The organism is Edwardsiella sp. A.80236 (genome assembly GCF_044540725.1).
Classification (GTDB): Bacteria; Pseudomonadota; Gammaproteobacteria; order Enterobacterales; family Enterobacteriaceae; genus Edwardsiella; species Edwardsiella tarda.
In genome coordinates this window covers 75,459-95,271 of sequence record NZ_JBIUCY010000009.1, presented here as the reverse complement: position 1 = coordinate 95,271, position 19,813 = coordinate 75,459, and the positions used below count along the sequence as shown (strand labels likewise).

General features: G+C 55.1%; 20 protein-coding genes and 2 tRNA genes. 9 read left to right on the top strand and 13 right to left on the bottom strand.

Translation table 11 applies throughout. The features are described from left to right. Window positions 1–54 precede the first annotated feature (54 nt). Window positions 55–825: a hypothetical protein gene (locus ACEQFP_RS09605; RefSeq protein WP_396464259.1), complete on the top strand. Its 771-nt coding sequence runs from the start codon at window positions 55–57 to the stop codon at window positions 823–825. Between the two features lie 358 nt (window positions 826–1,183). Then, window positions 1,184–2,023, top strand: coding sequence for a hypothetical protein (locus ACEQFP_RS09600; protein WP_396464257.1), 840 nt, complete (start codon window positions 1,184–1,186; stop codon window positions 2,021–2,023). 165 nt (window positions 2,024–2,188) lie between these two features. Here ACEQFP_RS09600 and ACEQFP_RS09595 read toward each other — a convergent pair whose 3' ends face one another. The 4 genes from ACEQFP_RS09595 to pth form a co-directional block, all read right to left on the bottom strand. Further along, the gene (locus ACEQFP_RS09595) at window positions 2,189–2,458 is read right to left on the bottom strand and encodes a hypothetical protein (RefSeq protein WP_396464255.1); all 270 of its coding nucleotides are present in this window, start codon (window positions 2,456–2,458) and stop codon (window positions 2,189–2,191) included. A 57-nt stretch (window positions 2,459–2,515) separates the two neighbouring features. Beyond that, entirely contained in the window at window positions 2,516–2,782 is a 267-nt protein-coding gene (locus tag ACEQFP_RS09590; protein WP_396464253.1) for a hypothetical protein, read from the bottom strand. Between the two features lie 683 nt (window positions 2,783–3,465). Beyond that, complete coding sequence (gene ychF, locus ACEQFP_RS09585; RefSeq protein WP_005284745.1) at window positions 3,466–4,557, bottom strand: redox-regulated ATPase YchF; 1,092 nt, start codon at window positions 4,555–4,557, stop codon at window positions 3,466–3,468. Between the two features lie 147 nt (window positions 4,558–4,704). After that, window positions 4,705–5,295: an aminoacyl-tRNA hydrolase gene (pth, locus tag ACEQFP_RS09580; RefSeq protein WP_035597966.1), complete on the bottom strand. Its 591-nt coding sequence runs from the start codon at window positions 5,293–5,295 to the stop codon at window positions 4,705–4,707. A 368-nt stretch (window positions 5,296–5,663) separates the two neighbouring features. Between pth and ychH the strand changes: the two genes are divergently transcribed. Beyond that, window positions 5,664–5,942: a stress-induced protein YchH gene (gene ychH, locus ACEQFP_RS09575; RefSeq protein ID WP_005293084.1), complete on the top strand. Its 279-nt coding sequence runs from the start codon at window positions 5,664–5,666 to the stop codon at window positions 5,940–5,942. A gap of 50 nt (window positions 5,943–5,992) precedes the next feature. Here ychH and ACEQFP_RS09570 read toward each other — a convergent pair whose 3' ends face one another. From ACEQFP_RS09570 to lolB, 4 genes are all read right to left on the bottom strand, one after another. Beyond that, window positions 5,993–7,129 carry a hypothetical protein gene (locus ACEQFP_RS09570; protein WP_396464250.1) on the bottom strand — a complete coding sequence of 379 codons (1,137 nt, stop codon included), beginning with the start codon at window positions 7,127–7,129 and terminating at the stop codon, window positions 5,993–5,995. A gap of 227 nt (window positions 7,130–7,356) precedes the next feature. Next, on the bottom strand, window positions 7,357–8,304 hold the full coding sequence (prs, locus tag ACEQFP_RS09565) for a ribose-phosphate diphosphokinase (RefSeq protein WP_005293094.1): 948 nt from the start codon (window positions 8,302–8,304) through the stop codon (window positions 7,357–7,359). 185 nt (window positions 8,305–8,489) lie between these two features. Next, the gene (ispE, locus tag ACEQFP_RS09560; protein WP_370548943.1) at window positions 8,490–9,371 is read right to left on the bottom strand and encodes a 4-(cytidine 5'-diphospho)-2-C-methyl-D-erythritol kinase; all 882 of its coding nucleotides are present in this window, start codon (window positions 9,369–9,371) and stop codon (window positions 8,490–8,492) included. After that, window positions 9,368–9,988, bottom strand: coding sequence for a lipoprotein insertase outer membrane protein LolB (lolB, locus tag ACEQFP_RS09555; protein WP_396464247.1), 621 nt, complete (start codon window positions 9,986–9,988; stop codon window positions 9,368–9,370). Before lolB ends, ispE begins: the two co-directional genes overlap by 4 nt. 219 nt (window positions 9,989–10,207) lie before the next feature. Between lolB and hemA the strand changes: the two genes are divergently transcribed. The 5 genes from hemA to kdsA all read left to right on the top strand — a co-directional run bounded on the left by hemA (window position 10,208) and on the right by kdsA (window position 15,326). After that, complete coding sequence (gene hemA / locus ACEQFP_RS09550) at window positions 10,208–11,470, top strand: glutamyl-tRNA reductase (protein ID WP_005284764.1); 1,263 nt, start codon at window positions 10,208–10,210, stop codon at window positions 11,468–11,470. Window positions 11,471–11,511: 41 nt separating this feature from the next. Then, on the top strand, window positions 11,512–12,594 hold the full coding sequence (prfA, locus tag ACEQFP_RS09545) for a peptide chain release factor 1 (RefSeq protein WP_109610257.1): 1,083 nt from the start codon (window positions 11,512–11,514) through the stop codon (window positions 12,592–12,594). Then, window positions 12,594–13,427, top strand: a complete 834-nt coding sequence (gene prmC, locus ACEQFP_RS09540; protein ID WP_005293099.1) for a peptide chain release factor N(5)-glutamine methyltransferase — start codon at window positions 12,594–12,596, stop codon at window positions 13,425–13,427. The genes prfA and prmC overlap by 1 nt, the downstream gene beginning before the upstream one ends. 83 nt (window positions 13,428–13,510) lie before the next feature. Continuing rightward, entirely contained in the window at window positions 13,511–14,320 is an 810-nt protein-coding gene (locus ACEQFP_RS09535) for a tetratricopeptide repeat protein (protein ID WP_396464244.1), read from the top strand. A 151-nt stretch (window positions 14,321–14,471) separates the two neighbouring features. After that, window positions 14,472–15,326: a 3-deoxy-8-phosphooctulonate synthase gene (gene kdsA, locus ACEQFP_RS09530; protein ID WP_005284779.1), complete on the top strand. Its 855-nt coding sequence runs from the start codon at window positions 14,472–14,474 to the stop codon at window positions 15,324–15,326. A gap of 57 nt (window positions 15,327–15,383) precedes the next feature. Here the strand turns inward: kdsA and ACEQFP_RS09525 are convergent, their stop codons facing one another. The 4 genes from ACEQFP_RS09525 to ACEQFP_RS09510 form a co-directional block, all read right to left on the bottom strand. Then, window positions 15,384–15,521 carry a hypothetical protein gene (locus ACEQFP_RS09525; protein WP_396464242.1) on the bottom strand — a complete coding sequence of 46 codons (138 nt, stop codon included), beginning with the start codon at window positions 15,519–15,521 and terminating at the stop codon, window positions 15,384–15,386. A 102-nt stretch (window positions 15,522–15,623) separates the two neighbouring features. Then, window positions 15,624–17,324, bottom strand: a complete 1,701-nt coding sequence (dauA, locus tag ACEQFP_RS09520) for a C4-dicarboxylic acid transporter DauA (RefSeq protein ID WP_205438349.1) — start codon at window positions 17,322–17,324, stop codon at window positions 15,624–15,626. Window positions 17,325–17,565: 241 nt separating this feature from the next. Continuing rightward, window positions 17,566–18,051, bottom strand: coding sequence for a heme-degrading domain-containing protein (locus ACEQFP_RS09515; protein WP_205438348.1), 486 nt, complete (start codon window positions 18,049–18,051; stop codon window positions 17,566–17,568). A 155-nt stretch (window positions 18,052–18,206) separates the two neighbouring features. Continuing rightward, a tRNA-Ser gene (locus ACEQFP_RS09510) sits at window positions 18,207–18,296 on the bottom strand. A gap of 334 nt (window positions 18,297–18,630) precedes the next feature. Between ACEQFP_RS09510 and ACEQFP_RS09505 the strand changes: the two genes are divergently transcribed. Then, window positions 18,631–19,389: an alpha/beta fold hydrolase gene (locus ACEQFP_RS09505; protein WP_396464239.1), complete on the top strand. Its 759-nt coding sequence runs from the start codon at window positions 18,631–18,633 to the stop codon at window positions 19,387–19,389. Window positions 19,390–19,678: 289 nt separating this feature from the next. On the opposite strand, the gene ACEQFP_RS09500 is transcribed toward ACEQFP_RS09505, so the two are convergent. After that, window positions 19,679–19,768: transfer RNA gene (locus tag ACEQFP_RS09500), tRNA-Ser, on the bottom strand. Window positions 19,769–19,813: the final 45 nt, after the last annotated feature.

Below are 19,813 nucleotides of genomic sequence, written 5' to 3'. Positions count from 1 at the left end.
TACGCAAAGTTTCCGCTTAATAACGCTATTATATGTTTTCAAGTGAAGGAAATTATGAGTAAAGAATTAATTGATTTTTTGAGACCATATGCTCTATTGGTAATGGAGCAAGATGGAAAGATGAAAGCGGCCGATTTTTATCAAAAACTATTGTTTATATGCAAAAGTAGTGGTATTGATTATTCTTGGATTGAGTCGAACTCTCCTCAAATATCAATTTTAACTCACAAGCTGATAGATGTGGCTGTGTGTGATTGGTTGGAAAAGCAATATATTAATTATCCACACCCAACGGTTCGTGATGGTAATAAAGTAATTTCAGGAAAAGTAGCATCGGTCTCTGAAGCTTCTGCGAGTTCAATGTATTCCTACTCAGAACAATGTGGTTGGGATCTTTGGAGTGCTAGTGGTATGTCTGGTGGAAAAAAACTCCAAGAGATTACTCTACACGATGAGGCTACCCCCTATTACGTCGTATGGGGAAAAGACGCTATTGGTGTGCGTCAATTTAATATTATTGATTTTGAGTGGGTGGGTAAGAATGGTTACCAAATAATAGTTAAGAAGTCCTTGGAAGGGCATGGCGAAGGGTTTGGTAATTCGAAGTCTGTTACTGTTAATCAAGTTTATTACCCATCTATACGTAGCGCATACGCTCGTATCAAACCGAAGGTTACTTATTCAACGGTTTGTACCCGTCTTAGAAATGGGTTAACACCCGAAGATGCTTTTGATAAACCGAGTATGAGATTAAATAGCGACGTCAATAAGCTTGGTATCATTGTAAAAAAAGACAATTGGGTTAAAAGTCGACGATCCATTTAGAGCGCATATAACAAACTACTGTGGTGAGAATAACAAAAATTTAGCTATTACTGCGCACCTAGCAATGCCAACTACAGCAGTGGTAAAAATAGTGGTATAAAAATTGCTTTCACCAAAAATATATGTTTAGTTCCTTTCCTGATAACATTTAGTTAAGGGGAATAGCGGAGCACGCTTGCGGGCGTAGTGATTTGAAATGGGCATAAAATTCGCACAGCGAATGCCCATTTCAAAATGTCCATGCTTTAACTTCTTGTTATCATGGTAGCCTAAACATTAATCCATTCATTAAATAACACAGAATTACGTGACTCATGTTTAGTAGAATAGTACCATAGATAAATCCATACATTATTTAATGAACAATATATTTAAAAGCATGACTAGAAATGTAGAAACCGCAACAACAGCTAAAGAAGTTTTCGAGCATGTAAAGCTTGATTATACAAATCTGAGCATAGGTATCTGTGATAATATAAGTTTTGATTTTAAATTCAAAGCGTCAGCTCTTGACTATCTAAAATATGCTCAAAAAGATATAAGGAATGTGGACCCTCAAAGTCTTATCAATGCATTGTCTAATGCAAAGCGTAGCATTGATTGCTTAATTGAAATGGTATTGCGAAGTTTATCTATTAACCCTGACAACATAGGTCAATCAGAGTTAGATTTTTGCGCATGCTTTCTATCTAAAAAAGAACAGGATGTCCGGCCTTATAGTCTGCGATTATTTTCTGCTTTGGGATTTGCTCCAAGCTTCATGATTTCTGAAGTAAGAAACATTAGAAATAAAGTCGAGCATGAGTTTCACATCCCAGATGAACAAGACGTTATTCGTGCTATAGAAGTGGCAGAACTACTGATTAATAATGTAAAAGCCAAAGAAATATACTCAGCCACCATTGATATAAGTGATATAAAACGATATAACAGACTCGGTGATGGTTTTATTACTGGTGTTTATTTTTACAAAGATGACTTCACAAGTGACTTTTACTTATCCGGTTCTAATTCTAAAGGTGAAAAAATTGAATATAAATTCAAACCTGATGATGCCGAATATTTATATCTTCTTCGTGCGATGTTTACTGCGGATCACGACACGGATAAATTAGAAAATACAATATACAATCTTCTTGAATTAATGAACATTAAAACACCTTCGCAACATAGAAAAATAAATAACATCCATCGATGATATTTAAACTCACCACATATCTAATTGCTGCACACCTGATAACCTTTAGTTAAGGGGCATAGCGTAGCACGCCTGCGTGCGCAGCGGTTTGAAATGGGCATAAATTTCACATAGCGAATGCCCATTTCAAAATGTCCCTGCTTGAACTTTTTGTTAACTCGCTTTTTATTCTTGCCCTATAATATCTCTATTCATATCCTGCCATGCTTTCTCTAATACCGCCCGCATATTAATTAAAAAATTGTTTATATGGTTAGTTATATCTTCTTCTGCATATAAAGCCGCAACAACAGCCTCCATATCCGCAACAACATGCTGAGTATATTCTTTCTGCTTATCAAGCATTAGCTCAATTGTCGCCTGAGCTTCTAATAAAATTGTAAAATCATCATGGTAATTAGTTTCAACATCATTTCTATAATAAGAATACTTCATAAATATACATGAGCTTTGAGAAACAAATTTAGATGCAGCTTGCCTTAAGTCTTGTTGCTACTGATGACGATAATTTGCCCTTGTTGCTCGCATTGCATCGAGCTGGTTTTTCTTTGTTATTTTCGCTAACTGCCATGCTATGAGCACACTTCCCGATCCAACAACAAATGTTGCTAAAACTGCTGGCCAATCAGTATCAGTTTTAATACTTAATGAAATGGATTCAGATGGAACTTCAATTACAGTTTTAGTTTCTGTGGCACGTCTTAACGGGACGCCATTTGAAACACTGAATTCAAGTGTAGATATGTTTATATTGCTCATTATAAAATACATGTGTCAATTGGTCATATGCCGCATATGACCACATCATAGAAAAATCACTGCTTCAAATCGCTAATCATATTACCTGGACAACAACAATTAAAGTTAACAATTTATTATACGGAAACTTTCCATATATCACGCAGCCGCCTAAAGCACTTTATTAGTTGTTGTTTAATAAAACAATATGATAGTCAAGGTGTGAGATGATTTTTGTCTTTCAGGAATGATAGGATACAGAAGAACTGTCTACTGTTGGCAGACGAAAGGTGTGAATGGTGAGTAGATGTCATGTTTCACTATCCTGTGGATGGGGGAGATTGTGTATGAAGCGCATCACTATTCAACTTAACTCATTGAAAAATAGTGAGCAGTAAAATGCGTTTCTTTTAGTTTTGTTGCTTATATATTGAACGTATCTTTTATAATGTATTGATTTTAAATTGTTTTCTTTCTTTGCTTTCGGCATCTGTTGTACTCCACGTTAGCCGTTTCCTGAAGAATTTTAAGGAGATGGTGTGAGGCTATCTCTGATTGGGAACTGACCGATTGCAGTGAGACACTGTGGTTACGAAATGCGGTGAGACTTTATAAAATGAAAAATCCACGCAATTGCGTGGATTTTAAAGTGTTTTTCGATTCTGCTGAGATTCAGTGAAACCTCATGAGACCACAATAACGATTTAGACGTTAAACAGGAAGTTCATGATATCGCCATCTTTGACGATATAGTCCTTACCTTCGGAACGCATCTTACCGGCTTCCTTGGCGCCCTGTTCGCCCTTATAGGTGATGAAGTCATCAAAGGCGATGGTTTGGGCGCGGATGAAGCCTTTCTCGAAGTCGGTATGGATCTTACCGGCCGCCTGCGGGGCGGTGGCGCCGACCGGGATGGTCCAGGCACGAACCTCTTTCACCCCGGCAGTGAAGTAGGTTTGCAGGTTCAGCAGCTTATAACCGGCGCGGATCACACGGTTCAAGCCCGGCTCTTCCAGACCCAGTTCGGCCATGAATTCGTCACGGTCGGCATCATCCAGTTCGGCGATGTCCGCTTCGACGGCGGCGCATACCGGCACCACGACGGAACCTTCTTGTTCGGCGATGGCGCGGACCTGATCCAGGAACGGGTTGTTTTCAAAGCCATCTTCGTTGACGTTGGCAATATACATGGTCGGTTTCAGCGTCAGGAAGCTCAGATACTTGATGGCCGCCTTCTCTTCGTCGCTCAGATCCAGCGCACGCAGCATGCCAGCCTGTTCCAGGTGCGGCAGGCATTTTTCCAGTGCGGACAGCTCCAGCTTGGCGTCTTTATCGCCGCCCTTGGCCTTCTTCTGCACGCGGTGGATGGCGCGCTCACAGGTATCCAGATCCGCCAGCGCCAACTCGGTGTTGATCACCTCGATGTCTTCAGCCGGATTGACTCGGCCGGAGACGTGTACGATGTTGTCGTTCTCAAAGCAACGTACCACGTGGCCGATGGCCTCGGTCTCACGAATGTTGGTCAGGAACTGGTTGCCCAGGCCTTCGCCTTTGGAGGCCCCTTTCACCAGGCCGGCGATGTCGACGAACTCCATGGTGGTCGGCAGGGTACGCTGGGGTTTCACGATCTCGGCCAGCTGATCCAGACGCGGATCGGGCATCGGCACCACGCCGGTGTTCGGCTCGATGGTACAGAACGGGAAGTTCGCGGCTTCGATCCCCGCTTTGGTCAGCGCATTGAACAGCGTAGATTTACCGACGTTAGGAAGGCCGACGATACCGCATTTAAAACCCATGTTTAATCACCTTAACTCATTGAATTTTTGGTGGTTAATACATTAGCCACCAAATAAACAGGAAAATTTTGCCCAATTATACACGCAACGCGTCATTTTCTCGACTTATCCGTCGGCGACGCGTGGCGTGGGCTACGCTGCTCGCTATCAGCGTGGCGTGGCCTTAAAGCCATTCTGGCGATTCATCGCCTTCTCCATCCCGTCGCGCATCAGTACCTCGGTACAGCGCAGCGCCTCGTCGATCGCCTCGTCGATTAATGGCTGCTCGCTCGCCAGCGGTTTACCCAGCACGAAGCCGACGACCTTACTCTTGTCGCCGGGATGGCCGATGCCGATACGCAGGCGATAGAAATTGGGATTGTTGCCCAGCTTGCTCTGTATATCCTTGAGGCCATTGTGGCCACCATTACCCCCGCCTAACTTCAGCTTCGCCACGCCGGGGGGCAGATCCAACTCATCGTGCGCCACCAGGATCTCATCCGGGGCGATACGGTAGAAGCCGGCTAGCGCGGAGACGGCCTTGCCGCTGAGGTTCATGAAGGTGGTGGGGACCAGTAGGCGTAGATCGTGCCCGGCCAGGTTGAGGCGGGCGGTATAGCCAAAGAATTTACTCTCGTCTTTCAGGGATTGGCCGTGGCGTTCGGCGAGGGCGTCAACGAACCAGGCACCGGCATTGTGGCGCGTTTGAGCATATTCCGCGCCAGGGTTGGCCAGGCCGACAATCAGTTTAATCGTCATCAGTACATTCGATCTTTGTGTGATAGACGCGGGAGCGCCCCGCGGCAAGTCGTGGATAAAAGAACCGCCGTAATTAGACCACACTTTGCCGCGGCTCACTACCTTGCCGCATCCGTGTCACCGCTGTCGGGAAACAATGATGAGCGGCGCTACTGACTGTGGGAGTTGACGACACACCCCGGACTCAATCATATCTGGTTGCAAAATGAAATAACTAATGGTTGCAAGGACAAAATGTGAACTGCACCCAATCAGGTAAATATTAAGTGACTATACTGTCACTAACGGGATAGGTTAGCGTCCCTGATAGGAGGCTAACCTAGCATCAGTGGATTTTATGGATACTGATACAGCGAAGGAGGAGACCAATGAAACGTAAAAGCTCGATGCTGCTTGGCAACATTCTGATGGGGCTGGGGCTTATTACCATGGTGGGCGGTGTCGGTTACTCCGTACTGGCTCAGTTACCCCAATTGGATTTACCTCAATACTTTTCACATGGTGCGGTGATGAGCATCTTCATCGGTGCGCTGTTATGGCTGGCGGGGGCGCGTGTTGGAGGTCGTGAGCGCGTCGCCGACCGCTATTGGTGGGTACGTCACTACGATAAACGCTGTACCCGTAAAACGCGTGAACGTCACTCTTAAAATAACGACGTGTCATACCGTTTGAGCGCCGCCGGGAAGGGCGGCGTTTTTTATGGTTTTTGCGCGTCGGCGTGGGACAGTCGTTGCACCTCGAACTCGGGATAGCTTTGCGAGCCCAGGTAACGGATGGCCACGATACCCTGATCGTAACCGGCGCTGGTGAGGTTATTCGGCAGATCGCGCGGTTGGCGCGTCAGGTTGATCTGGTAATGCCCATCGGCCTGCTGGACGATCTCTTGCCCGGTCAGGTAGGTGCGCGCGTTGCGGTAATCGGGCGTGATATAGTAAGGCGTATAGAATACGACGGAAATGTAGGTGGCATCGCGTGGCAGGGTGCCGCTGATGCGGATCACGCTGTCATCGTCGGGCAGGGTGACGTAGACGCCGTTGTAACGATTGTCTGTGGTGGGGTAGAGCGCGTCGGATAAGCGGCGATCGACCTCGACCTCCTGATTGCTGTTACGCACCTGTGCCATCTTCTCGGCAATATCCAATGAACTGAGTACCAGGCTACGGTAGAAGGCGTCGGCCAGGGCGACGCGTTGCCGCGCATCCGGGATGGGCGGCTGCGCCTCACCGCTCAGGCGCTGAATGCGGTAACGGGCGGGGTTATGCAGCTTCTGCTGTCCGTTTTGGTAATACTCACGGACGATGAGCATATAGTCCTCTGGGGTCGTGGTGATGCTATCCCCCTCACCGGTGAGAGGCTTGGGGCTGAGACGCAGCGTAAAGTTGCCCCGGCAGTCGATCTGCATCGTGTTCGATGAGCGATTTTGCTGAGCCAGGGCGATATTACGCCCGTCGCGCATGCCATACACCTGGAAGCCGACGTATTCGGCGGCGCCGAGGTTACCGGTGATGAGGTAGTCGCTGCGGCTATCGAACAGGGTGGAGTGATAGGTGGTCCAGGGGTTATCGCCGGCCACCTTGCGGGTTCCGCTCATCCAGTTGACGAAGTAGGGGTGACTGTCCGCCGCTTGGCGCAAGAAGATCGCCGAAGAGAGTGAGGCTGCGCTGCGTAGAAACTGTTGGCTGGCGGCGGCGTACGGCGCCGCCAGGCCCATGCGTTGATTAAACGCCGCCGTCTGCCCGGCCATATCTTTTTGGGGTAAGGGCGGGATCGTCGGCGTGCAGTTGGCCGTGGTGCTGAGCAGGCTAAGTAGGGGGGCACATAATAGTCTGAACATGATGGCATCCATTAACGCAGCAGAGAATGAATGGGCAGCCTAGCATAGTGCGGACGAATGTTGCCCGGATAGCCGCGTGACGTATAGCTTCGGTTTAATCTGTGGGGGAGACGCAGGGAGGGCGCGGAGAGAAAAAGATGCGGCGGGATCTACCCAACCCGCCGCGATGCTAACGCTAGAAACGAAAAACGGCGGATAAATCCGCCGTTTTTATTAGGCGCAAGCTATCAGTGTTCGAACATCGCCGAGATGGACTCTTCGTTGCTGATGCGGCGGATGGCCTCGGCCAACATGCCGGACAGCGTCAGACTGCGAACCTTGTCCAGTGCCTTGATTTCCGGCGCTAGCGGGATGGTGTCGCAGACCACGAACTCGTCGATGACGGAATTCTTGATGTTATCGATGGCGTTACCGGAGAAGATCGGGTGAGTGGCGTAGGCGAAGACACGCTTGGCACCGCGCTCTTTCAGCGCTTCAGCCGCCTTACACAGCGTACCGCCGGTGTCGATCATGTCGTCGACCAGGACGCAGTCACGATCCGCCACGTCACCGATGATGTGCATCACCTGAGAGACGTTGGCGCGCGGACGACGCTTGTCGATGATGGCCATATCGGTATCGTTCAGCAGCTTGGCGATGGCGCGAGCGCGCACCACACCGCCGATGTCCGGAGAAACCACGATCGGGTTTTCCAGCTTCTGCTGCAGCATGTCTTCCAGCAGGATCGGACTACCGAAGACGTTGTCTACCGGTACATCGAAGAAGCCTTGGATCTGTTCAGCGTGCAGGTCCACGGTCAGCACACGGTCAACCCCGACGCTGGACAGGAAGTCAGCGACGACCTTGGCGGTGATCGGCACACGCGCGGAGCGCACGCGACGATCCTGACGCGCGTAACCGAAGTAAGGGATGACCGCCGTGATGCGACCGGCAGAGGCGCGGCGCAGTGCGTCGACCATAACAACCAGCTCCATCAGGTTATCGTTGGTCGGGGCACAGGTGGACTGGATGATGAAAATATCACCACCGCGTACATTTTCATTGATTTGCACGCTCACTTCGCCGTCACTAAAACGGCCTACAGCGGCGTCGCCGAGGCTGGTGTACAAACGGTTGGCAATACGTTGTGCTAGTTCCGGGGTAGCGTTACCAGCAAAAAGCTTCATATCAGGCACGAGAAGAACCTCAGGCTTGCGTCCAGAGAAGTTGATAGTACGGCGCGTTAACGAGGAGTGGGCTGACGCGCCGCATTACCCTACAGGTATCGGTTTGAGTCACGGCAGACTCTGCATTCGTTCGGCGAACAAATGGCCGCGCAGCATGCAAAACGATTGTCAAACGCAGCGAGGTGCTTTAAACGTTAGTCGGTTGTGTGCATGGAGGCCAGCAGCTCGGAGCGGGCACGGTGCAACGGCGACGTATTGACGCCACGCGCCACGAATCCCTGCATCCACTCGGGGGCATTGCTTAACACCTGACGAGCCCTGCACTCGGTGTCGAATTCCGCAAACACGCAAGCGCCGGTCCCTGTCAGACGCGACGGCGCGTATTCTAACAGCCACGAAAGCGCCTGTTCAACCTCACGAAAACGTTTTCTTGCTATAGCCTCGCAATCGTTACTGTACGGTGTTACCAACAGTTCCGCCAAAGTTCTCACCGGAGAGTCTCTTTTCAATGCAGGATCGGCGAAGATCGCCGGAGTGGGGATGCTGATACCTGGATGTGCAACGAGATACCATTTTTCTTCAGGATGTGCTGGCTGTAACAATTCTCCAACACCTTGTGCAAAGGCGGCAACGCCATTAACAAATACGGGTACATCGGCGCCCAGCCGGAGGCCGATCTGTGCCAACTGATCGTCGCGCAATCCCGCTTGCCAGAGAGTATTGAGCGCCACGAGGGTCGAGGCGGCATCCGACGACCCGCCGCCTAGGCCGCCACCCATCGGCAGCACCTTCTCCAGGGCGATGTCGGCGCCGCAGTGAGCGAAGCGAGCGGGCAAGGCCGCGCGCAACGCCCGCGCCGCGCGTAGGATCAGGTTGTCCTCATCGGCGACGCCGTCGACGGGCGTCAGTAGGCGCAGTTGACCATCGTCGCGCGCCTGAATAGTGAGCGTGTCGCCGTAATCCAGAAACTGGAACAGGGTCTGCAACAGGTGGTAGCTGTCGGCGCGCCGTCCGGTGATGTATAAGAACAAGTTCAGCTTAGCCGGGGCCGGCCAATGGGTCTGTGCGTGGATCATGGCTGCAGCGTCCAGCTATCCATCTTCAACTTGATGCGTTGTTCCCCCTGGCTCAGCTCCAGCTGTGCCGGCAAGGGCGGGGTGACGCGGGTGTCGTAACGCAGGTAATCGACCTGCCAGCTCTGGCCAGCATGGCGGTAGGTTAACTGGCTGAGGCGTTGTGCGCTATCCAGGCGAACCTGCTGAGCCTGGCCGGGTAGCCCCAGCATCCATTGGCGTAAGTTATCTAATGGGATCTGCATTCCCGTCAGTTTTTCGATCATCACGGCGGCGTTATCGCTGACGTAGTGACGTCCTTGGTTGTCGGTGATCTGCGCCACACCGGGCCGCACGTTCAGTTCCAGCTCGGTACTCCCCAGCGGATTGGTTAACAATAAGCGGTAGTGCCCGGCAGCGGTCTGTTGCCAGAAGAATCGTGCATACACCTTTTGCTTATCGGAAAGATAGGCAAATGCCCCGCGTGTTTGATAGGCGGTGATATTTTCTACTTGTTGCTGGTGGGCTTTCCATTGCGGTGAGTCAATGTTACCGCCCGTGCCGGGTTGGGGCAGGGAACTACAGGCTGCGAGCAGCAAGCAGCTAACTGGCAGTAAACGCAGGAGATTTACCTTTTTCATCCTCGGATTCCATGGTGAAGGTTGTTGGTGGCTAACGCTAGCCTCCTTACCGGAGGGCGTCAATGGGGAGTGGTGGCTATCGATGAGGAAAAGGGTAAAAAAATGTCTGTCAGCGCACGCCATGCCGGGGTGCAGTGGCTTTTATTGCTTCGACGCATCAAGTAGAATGCTGCCATTACCACTAAACCCTAATGACGTCGGGACTACTAACGGTTTTTCATGAGTCTTCTTGCACTTGGAATCAATCATAAAACGGCACCGGTCTCCTTACGGGAGCGGGTAACGTTTTCTCCCGATACGTTGGATCGGGCCATTGAAAGTCTGCTGCGGCAGCCGTCGGTGCAGGCGGGAGTGGTGTTGTCTACCTGTAACCGGACCGAGCTGTACCTGAGCGTAGAGCAGCGGGCCGATCTCCGCCAACAGATCGTCGACTGGCTGTGCAGCTATCATCAACTGTCACCGGAAGAGGTGAGCGATAGCCTATATTGGCACCAAGATAACGAGGCCGTCAGCCATCTGATGCGCGTCGCCAGTGGCTTGGATTCGTTGGTGTTGGGCGAACCGCAAATCTTGGGGCAGGTCAAGAAAGCCTTCTCGGAATCTCAACGTGAGCAGGCGCTGTCTGCTGACCTGGAGCGTCTGTTTCAGAAGACTTTCTCTGTCGCCAAGCGGGTGCGTACCGAAACCGAAATCGGCGCCAGCGCCGTGTCGGTGGCGTTTGCCGCCTGTACCCTGGCGCGGCAGATCTTCGAATCCTTGGCTCGCCTGAATGTCTTGCTGGTCGGCGCCGGAGAGACCATCGAGCTGGTAGCGCGTCACCTGCACCAGCACCAGGTGCAGCATATGCTGATCGCCAACCGTACCCGCGAACGCGCCCAGACGCTGGCCTCAGAGGTTGGCGCCGAGGTGATCACCTTAGAGGCGATCGGCGAGCGTCTGGCCGAGGCTGACATCGTCATCAGTTCGACGGCGAGCCCGTTACCGATCATCGGTAAGGGGATGGTGGAGCGTGCCCTGAAGGCGCGGCGCAACCGTCCGATGTTGCTGGTGGATATCGCCGTGCCGCGCGACATCGAGCCGGAGGTCGGCGAGTTGGCGAACGCCTATCTGTATAGCGTGGATGATCTTCAGGCGATCATTCAGGGCAACATGGCCCAGCGTCAGGCGGCGGCGGTGCAGGCTGAGCATATCGTGCAGCAAGAGTGCGCCAATTTTATGGCCTGGCTGCGCGCGCAAGGTGCCGTCGAAACGATCCGCGAATACCGCGCTCAGGCCGATCAGCTGCGTGCCGAGGCCGAGTCCGAGGCGTTGGCCGCCCTGGCTCAAGGCGTCGATGCCGAGGCGGTGATCCGCCGTCTGGCCCATCGCCTGACCAATCGTCTTATCCATGCCCCGACCAAATCCCTCCAGCAAGCCGCCGGCAGCGGCGATGCGCAGCGTCTACAGGTACTGCGCGACAGTCTCGGACTGGACCACAATTAGTTTTGTTCTCTTCCTTTTTATTGATAGGTAAATAGCCACGCATGAAGCCTTCTATTGTTGCCAAACTAGAAGCATTACAAGAGCGCCATGAAGAAGTTCAGGCGCTGCTCGGTGATGCCGGAGTCATCGCCGAGCAGGATCGTTTTCGCGCGCTGTCGCGTGAATATGCCCAGTTGACCGATGTATCGCGCTGTTTTCTTGACTGGCGGCAGGCCCAAGATGATCTCGAGACGGCGGAGATGATGCTGGATGATCCTGAGATGCGTGAAATGGCGCAGGAGGAGATCAAGGAGACGCGCGAGCGCCTGAACGAGCTGGAGCAGCAGCTACAGATCTTGCTGCTGCCCAAGGATCCCGACGATGAGCGTAACTGTTTCCTCGAGGTGCGCGCCGGTACCGGTGGCGACGAGGCGGGTCTGTTCGCCGGCGATCTGTTCCGCATGTACAGCCGCTACGCCGAGGCGCGTCGTTGGCGCATCGAGGTGATGAGCGCCAGCGAGGGGGAGCACGGTGGTTATAAAGAGGTGATCGCCAAGGTCAGCGGCGAGGGGGCTTACGGGCGCCTCAAGTTCGAATCTGGCGGCCACCGCGTGCAGCGTGTCCCCGCGACGGAGTCGCAGGGGCGCATCCATACCTCGGCGTGTACCGTGGCGGTGATGCCAGAGGTGCCGGAGGCGGAGCTGCCGCAGATCAATCCGGCGGATCTACGCATCGATACCTACCGCTCTTCCGGGGCTGGGGGTCAGCACGTGAACACCACCGACTCGGCGATCCGTATTACCCACCTGCCGACCGGTATCGTGGTGGAGTGTCAGGATGAGCGCTCGCAGCATAAGAACAAAGCCAAGGCGATGTCGGTGTTGGGGGCGCGTATTCGTGCCGCCGAGATCGCCAAGCGTCAGCGGGAGGAGGCATCGACACGCCGTAACCTGCTGGGTAGCGGCGATCGCTCCGATCGCATTCGTACCTATAACTTCCCGCAAGGGCGGGTGACCGACCATCGTATTAACCTGACGCTCTACCGTCTGGACGAGGTGATGGAGGGTAAGCTGGATAGCCTGATCGAGCCTATCGTGCAGGAGTACCAGGCGGATCAGCTCAGCGCGCTGTCCGAGCAGGAATGATGCGTTACGACGATTGGTTGCGTCAGGCCATCGCTCGCCTGACGCCCGGTGACAGCCCACGGCGCGACGCCGAGATCTTGCTGGAGCATGTCAGCGGCAAGGGGCGTAGCTTTATCCTCGCCTTCGGCGAGACGCGGCTGACGGCGGCGCAGCTAGAACGGCTCGCGGCGTTGTTGGCGCGGCGTGAGCAGGGGGAGCCGGTGGCCTATCTGATCGGGCAACGTGAATTCTGGTCGCTAGCGCTCGAGGTCTCGCCGGCGACGCTGATCCCGCGTCCTGATACCGAGTGCCTGGTCGAGCAGGCGCTGCAACGTCTGCCCGCACGGCCGGCTCAGATCGTCGATCTCGGTACCGGCACCGGCGCCATCGCCTTGGCCTTGGCCAGCGAACGTCCCGACTGCCGGGTGAGTGCCGTCGAGTTCAATCCCGAGGCGGTGGCGTTGGCCCGCCGTAATGCCGAACGATTGGGGCTGGCGCGCGTCGAGATCTTGCAGGGGAGTTGGTTCGCCCCATTAGCCGGGCGTCGCTTCGATATGATCGTGGCCAATCCCCCCTACATCGATGCCGACGATGCGCACCTGAGCCTGGGCGACGTGCGTTTCGAACCGGCCAGTGCCCTGGTGGCCGCCGAGCAAGGGTTGGCGGATCTGCGCATTATCGCCAGTCAGGCGCCGCACTATCTGGCTGCGGAGGGCTGGTTACTGTTGGAGCATGGTTGGCAACAGGGGGCGGCGGTACGCGCCCTGTTGAACGATGTCGGCTTTAGCCGGGTCGAGAGTGTGCGCGATTATGGCGACAATGAGCGTGTCACGCTGGGTCAGTGGAGCGTTTAATGTCGAGATGGCCGCTTGCCGGATGCACCCGGCGTCATGAAGAAATAGGCGATGAACGGACTGCCGCTGAGTATGGAACCAATATGAGTGTAATGGCCGATTTTGCCTTCGATGAGATGACGCTGAGCGACGGCGTGCTGCAGATGCAACAGGGGGTTCGTCCCGATCTGGCCGTGGAGGAGGTACGCCACGCGTTGGATGCGTTGGCGGAACAGGCACAGACGGCACTGCAAGCGGTGAGCGACGAGACGTCGCGTCTGCAAGGTCTGCTGACGCTGTTCTTTGGCGAGTGGGGCTTTGGCGGCGTCGGCGGCGTTTATCGCCTCTCCGATGCGCTGTGGCTGGATAAGGTGCTGGCATGCCGTCAGGGGACGCCGGCCTCGCTGGGGGTGATCCTGCAACAGGTCGCCCAGCGTCTGGCGCTCCCCGTGCAGGCGGTTGTCTTTCCGACCCAGCTGCTGCTGCGCGCCGACTGGCCAGATGGCAGTACCTGGTTGATCAACCCGCTCAACGGCGAACGCTTGGAGCGTGCGCTGCTGGCGGTTTGGCTGAAGGGGCATTTGGGCATGCAGGCCGAGGTGAGCGACGAGGATCTGGCCGCCGCGGAGAACAGCCAGGTGGTACGCCGCCTGTTGGCGACGCTGAAGACGGCGTTGATGGAAGAGCAACAGATTGAGTTGGCGCTGAACGCGTGCGAGGCACTGCTGCAATTCGACCCCGAAGATCCCTACGAGATCCGCGATCGTGGGCTGATCTATGCCCGTCTAGAGTGCCCACACATCGCCTTATCCGATCTGAACTATTTCGTCGAGCAGTGCCCGGAGGATCCGGTGGCCGATGTGATCAAGCTACAGATCCACGCCATCGAAGCGTTTACGGTGGTCCTGCATTAAGCGGGTGGCGTGCCGCTGAATCAAGCGAGCCTGGCATGCCGATTCGATTTCTTTTTGCCTGCGCCGTGGCGGCGATTGGCGGCGGAGTATGGCATACTCTGTGCGTCCGCTGTTGGGTTAGCAGGTTTTTTCACAAATTAAAGGCGCAAGCATGAAACAGAAAGTTGTCAGCATTGGTGATATTCAGGTCGCTAACGATCTGCCGTTTGTTCTCTTCGGTGGGATGAATGTGCTGGAGTCGCGCGATCTGGCGATGCGCATCTGTGAGCACTACGTCACCGTCACCCAGAAGCTCGGGATCCCCTATGTCTTTAAGGCCTCTTTCGACAAGGCCAACCGTTCCTCCATCCACTCCTATCGTGGTCCTGGCTTGGAAGAGGGGATGAAGATCTTCCAGGAACTGAAGCAGACCTTTGGGGTGAAGATCATCACCGATGTGCATACGCCTGAGCAGGCACAGCCGGTGGCAGAGGTGGTGGACGTGATCCAGCTCCCGGCGTTTCTGGCCCGTCAGACCGATCTGGTCGAGGCGATGGCCAAAACCGGTGCGGTGATCAACGTGAAGAAGCCGCAATTCCTCAGCCCGGGTCAGATGGGTAACATCGTGGACAAGTTCCAGGAAGGCGGCAACGATCAGGTGATCCTATGCGATCGCGGCAGCAACTTCGGTTACGATAATCTGGTGGTCGACATGCTGGGCTTCGGCGTGATGAAGAATGTGAGCCATGGCGCGCCGGTGATCTTCGACGTCACGCACGCCTTACAGTGCCGTGACCCGTTCGGCGCCGCCTCGGGCGGTCGCCGCGCCCAGGTCGCCGAGTTGGCCCGCTCCGGCATGGCTATCGGTCTGGCTGGCCTGTTTATCGAGGCGCATCCGGATCCGGCACACGCCCTGTGTGACGGTCCTTCCGCGTTGCCGTTGGATAAGCTGGAGCCGTTCCTGGTACAGATGAAGGCCATCGACGATCTGGTGAAGAACTTCCCGCCGCTGGATACCGCCAACTAATCGTCTGAGCGCACGATATACGTCTTGTAGGGGGAGCTGAAGCTCCCCCTTTTTTTTTTATCCGTGTTCGCAGAATATCCCCTGTACGCGCCCGCCGGCGTCCAGGCAGGCATCCTGTATCAGGAAACGGTCGGCTCTGATACCGGCATAGAAGGCGGCGCACAGGGCGACAAGGGCTATTAGGGCTCTTTTCATCGCGTTCTCTCTCCGTGTGGGAGCGCGATCATAGTGGGGAGCGGGGCGGGGAGACAGAGAAAAATGGCGCCCGTTTGGGCGCCATTGCAGGAGCGGGCGGCGTTAGCGCTCCTCCTCCAGCGTGCGCAGGGCATCCGGCAGGGTGGCGTAGAATGCCAGGCGTCCATCGATCGGCGTCACGCGTGCGCGCGCCAACGTCTTCAGCGGCTGGAACGGCATATCGGTGACCAGCAGGCGTTTCCCCTGCGGTAGGGTATCGATAAAGCGCAGGAAGGCGTTCAGGCCGCCGGCGTCCAGTACCGGCACCGCATCCCACTGCATTACAACCGTCTGGTACTTGTCACCCATCGCCAGGATCTCATTGAAGATACGCTCGGCGGCGGCGAAGAACAGCGGGCCGCTGACGCGCAGCACCAGCACCCCACGCGCATCGTCATGGCTGACCTCGCTGATGCGGGTCATGCGCGCGATACGGCGCATAAACAGCAGTGAAGCCAGCACGATGCCAACGGTGATGGCGATCACCATATCGAACAGTACCGTCAACGACATGCATAGCAGCATGACGATGATGTCATCCTTCGGTGCTCGGCGCAGCAGGTAGACCACCTTATGCGCCTCGCTCATGTTCCACGCCACGATCAGCAGCAGGGAGGCCATCGCCGCCAGCGGCAGATAGGAGAGCCAGGGGGCCAGCACCAGCAGCGCCAGGATCACCAGTAGCGAATGGATCACCGCCGAGACGGGCGAGGTGGCGCCGGCGCGCACGTTGGCTGCCGAACGCGCGATGGCGGCGGTGGCGGTGATGCCACCGAAGAAGGGCGCGGCGATGTTGCCCAGCCCCTGGCCGATCAACTCACCGTTGGAGTGGTGTTTCTTCCCGGTCATGCCATCCAGCACCACGGCGCACAACAGCGATTCGATCGCGCCCAGCATCGCCATGGAGAAGGCCGCCGGCATCAATGCCGTCAGGTTATGCCAGCTCAGGGAGAGGGTGCTGCCATCGGTCGCGGGGAGTTTCCACGGCAATACGAACTGCGGCAGGATCGGCGGAATGCCCTGCCCGTGGCTGCCGTCGGCCAGGATATAGCTGAAACGGGAACCGATGGTCGCCACATCGTGACCGAATAGGGAGCAGATGCCCATCACCGCGCTCCCCGCCAGCAGTGCCGGCAGGTGGCCCGGTAGGCGTACGCCGAGCTTAGGCCACAGGATCAATACCGCCAGGGTGGTGGCGCCGATCAGGGTATCCGCCCAGTTGATGGTCGGCATGGCTTGGGCCAGCGCCGCCACCTTAAACAGATAGCTTTCGGGAACATGCTCCAGGTGTAAGCCAAAGAAGTCTTTGACTTGCATGGTGGCGATGGTGATGGCGATCCCGGAGGTGAAACCGAGGGTGACGGAGAGCGGGATGTACTCGATCAGGCGACCGAAGCGCGCCATCCCCATCAACAGCAGGAAGATCCCCGACATCAGCGTAGCCACCAACAGCCCGGAGAGGCCGAACTGTTGCGATACTGGATAGAGGATCACCACGAAAGCGGCGGTCGGGCCAGAGACGCTGTAGCGTGAACCGCCGGTCAGGGCGATGACGATACCGGCGACGGCCGAGGTGTATAGACCATACTGTGGCGGCACGCCGCTACCGATGGCTAATGCCATCGCCAACGGAATGGCGATGATGCCGACGGTAATACCGGCAATGAGATCCTTGGTGAAGCGCTGGAGTGAATAGGGATCACGCCAACAGGACTCAATCAGCGCGCTGAACGGCATAACGCCGCCAATTTTATGGGTTTTCATTATGCGATTAAACCAACTATAGAAAAATCAAAGAAAGGCGGGCCATAGGCGGTCCGTCGCGAAGAGGAGCAATACGATACGCCTTTAGTGAAGCGGAAATATAGATATATATCAAGTCAGACGAGTAAATTGTCGGCAGCGTAAAAAAAGCGGTTTCTTTACAGCGCCGTTGGGAGAGATGTCAGGCGGGGCCGGGGTTTGTCCCTTCCCGCCTGACGATGAAGAAAAAGGGTTTTGGCGATTAGGTTGACTTTGCCTGGCTAAGCCCGAGAAAGTTGCTAATAACCTCACTTACCAGCAGGTGATCCTCGCGCTGTGGCGCGCCAGAGACACTGACCGCGCCGACACAACCGCAGTTGGCGATACGGAGCGGGAAGCTTCCCCCCTGTACGGCGTAGTCGGCATTGCTCAAGCCATAGAATGCCTCCAGGGTCGTATTACGTAGCGCCAGACGCATTCCCATGGCATAGGAGCTACGATGAAAACGCAGTACCACGTTGCGCTTACGTCGGATCCACTCGGCATTGTCCGGCGAGGTACCCGGCATGGCGTAATGGAATAGCGTCTGATCGGCGAATTGGATATCGATGGTGACATGCAGCCCGCGCCGCTCGGCCTCCTGTCGGAGGGCGCACCCCAACTGCCAGGCGCTCTCATTGTTGAAGGTCGGAAACTGGAGGTGTTGCTCCTCGGCGTGCAGGCGTAATAGTTCTTCTTCACTGCTCATAGCGATGATCTCATTGTTGAACATGGTAGATAGACTATCGGCAATAATGGGGAGGTGGGCTAGCGACGGCGATCTGATTTTTCACTGAAAGTGGTGAAGAATGAGGAGAGAGGGAAATGCAAAAAGCCCGGCCATAGACCGGGCTTTTCAGAATCTGGCGGTGAGGAAGGGATTCGAACCCTTGATACGTTTTCACGTATACACACTTTCCAGGCGTGCTCCTTCAACCACTCGGACACCTCACCAAATTTTGCGCTGCGGCGTTGTACGCTGCAACGGGGCGCTACTATAGGGATCACGCCCCGGATGGTCAAGCAGATTTTTTCACGCCCTGTCCATCTGATGAATGCGTAGCCAATCTGGGGCGTTTATCGGCATGCTCTGCAGTCAGAGGCCGAGGCGGTAGTACACCTCGTTCCAGCGTAACTGCTGTTTTAGCTGCTCCAATTGGGTTTCTTGATCGATCAACACAAACTCGATGCCCATCAACTCGGCGAAACGCAGCGGGTACCTTATGCCCCAGAGCCGACTATAGGTGGCGTGGGCGCGGAGTGATGGATCTCGAATGAGGAGAGGCTTTTGCTATCATCGTGCTATTCCACGGTTGCGCGCTGCCGGGTGCGTTGGCTGACCTTGCCGGGTGAGGGGATACCCGTGGTGTTCATACACGGCCTGGGATGTGCCGCATCGTATGATTATCCTCGCGTGGTTTGCGATCCTCATTTTAGACGCAGAGCCGCGATTCTGATCGACTTGCCCGGCTATGGGTATAGCGATAAGCCGTGGGAGTATGGTTACACCATCGGGGAGCAGGCCCGGGTGGTTAACGAGGCCATTCAAGCTATCGGGTTGCGCGATTACTTCATCTATGGACATAGCATGGGGGGAAGCATCGCCATCGAGAGTGTCGCCGAGGCAGCGGCGGGGGTTCGCGGGCTGATCGTCTCTGAGCCGAATTTCCATCCTGGCGGCGGCCTGTTTAGTCAGAAAATCTATGCGAATAGCCAGCATGATTATATTGCATCGGGGCACTCGGCTTTCGTGGCGAGCGAGGATAGTGCCTGGGCGGGCAGCCTCGCGGTCGCCGCGCCGTGGGCGGTTTGGCGCTCGGCGGCTAGTCTGATCGCCGGAAACGCCTGGTTAGCACTCTTCCTGCGAATGACACGGCCAAGCGGGTTGATCTTCGGCGAGGCGTCGCTACCCGATGCGGATTTTTCACGGCTGCAATCCTTAGGGACGGCGTGTATTACCGTGGCGCAGTGCGGCCACGCGATGGCCTGGGAGAATCCGGCGGGCTTAGCCGCTGCGCTGAGCGCCTTCTGCGCCCGCCATGAATAAGCTGGATCCGCGGGCGTTGAGCGCGCGGAGCTTACCCTCTCTGGAAGACGATAGCGCCGGAGCGTCATCAGAGACTAAACCGCCCACTCGATTCGCTAACGAGCGAACCCGAGAGGTGGCCTCGCTCCCGGAGCGAGAGGGATAGTTTCCCACGACGTAACAGGCGAGAGCGTGGCCTTCGATGAGGCATCCAAGGCGGGGGGAAGGCTGAGCGAGAGGAAACGCGGCCGCTAGGTTGCTCAGCGCGAAAACGCAAAAAGCCCGGCCATAGGCCGGGCTTTCTAGAATCTGGCGGTGAGGAAGGGATTCGAACCCTTGATACGTTTTCACGTATACACACTTTCCAGGCGTGCTCCTTCAACCACTCGGACACCTCACCAAATTGTCGCCGCAACAGCGAGCCGTGTTGCGATGGGCGCTAATG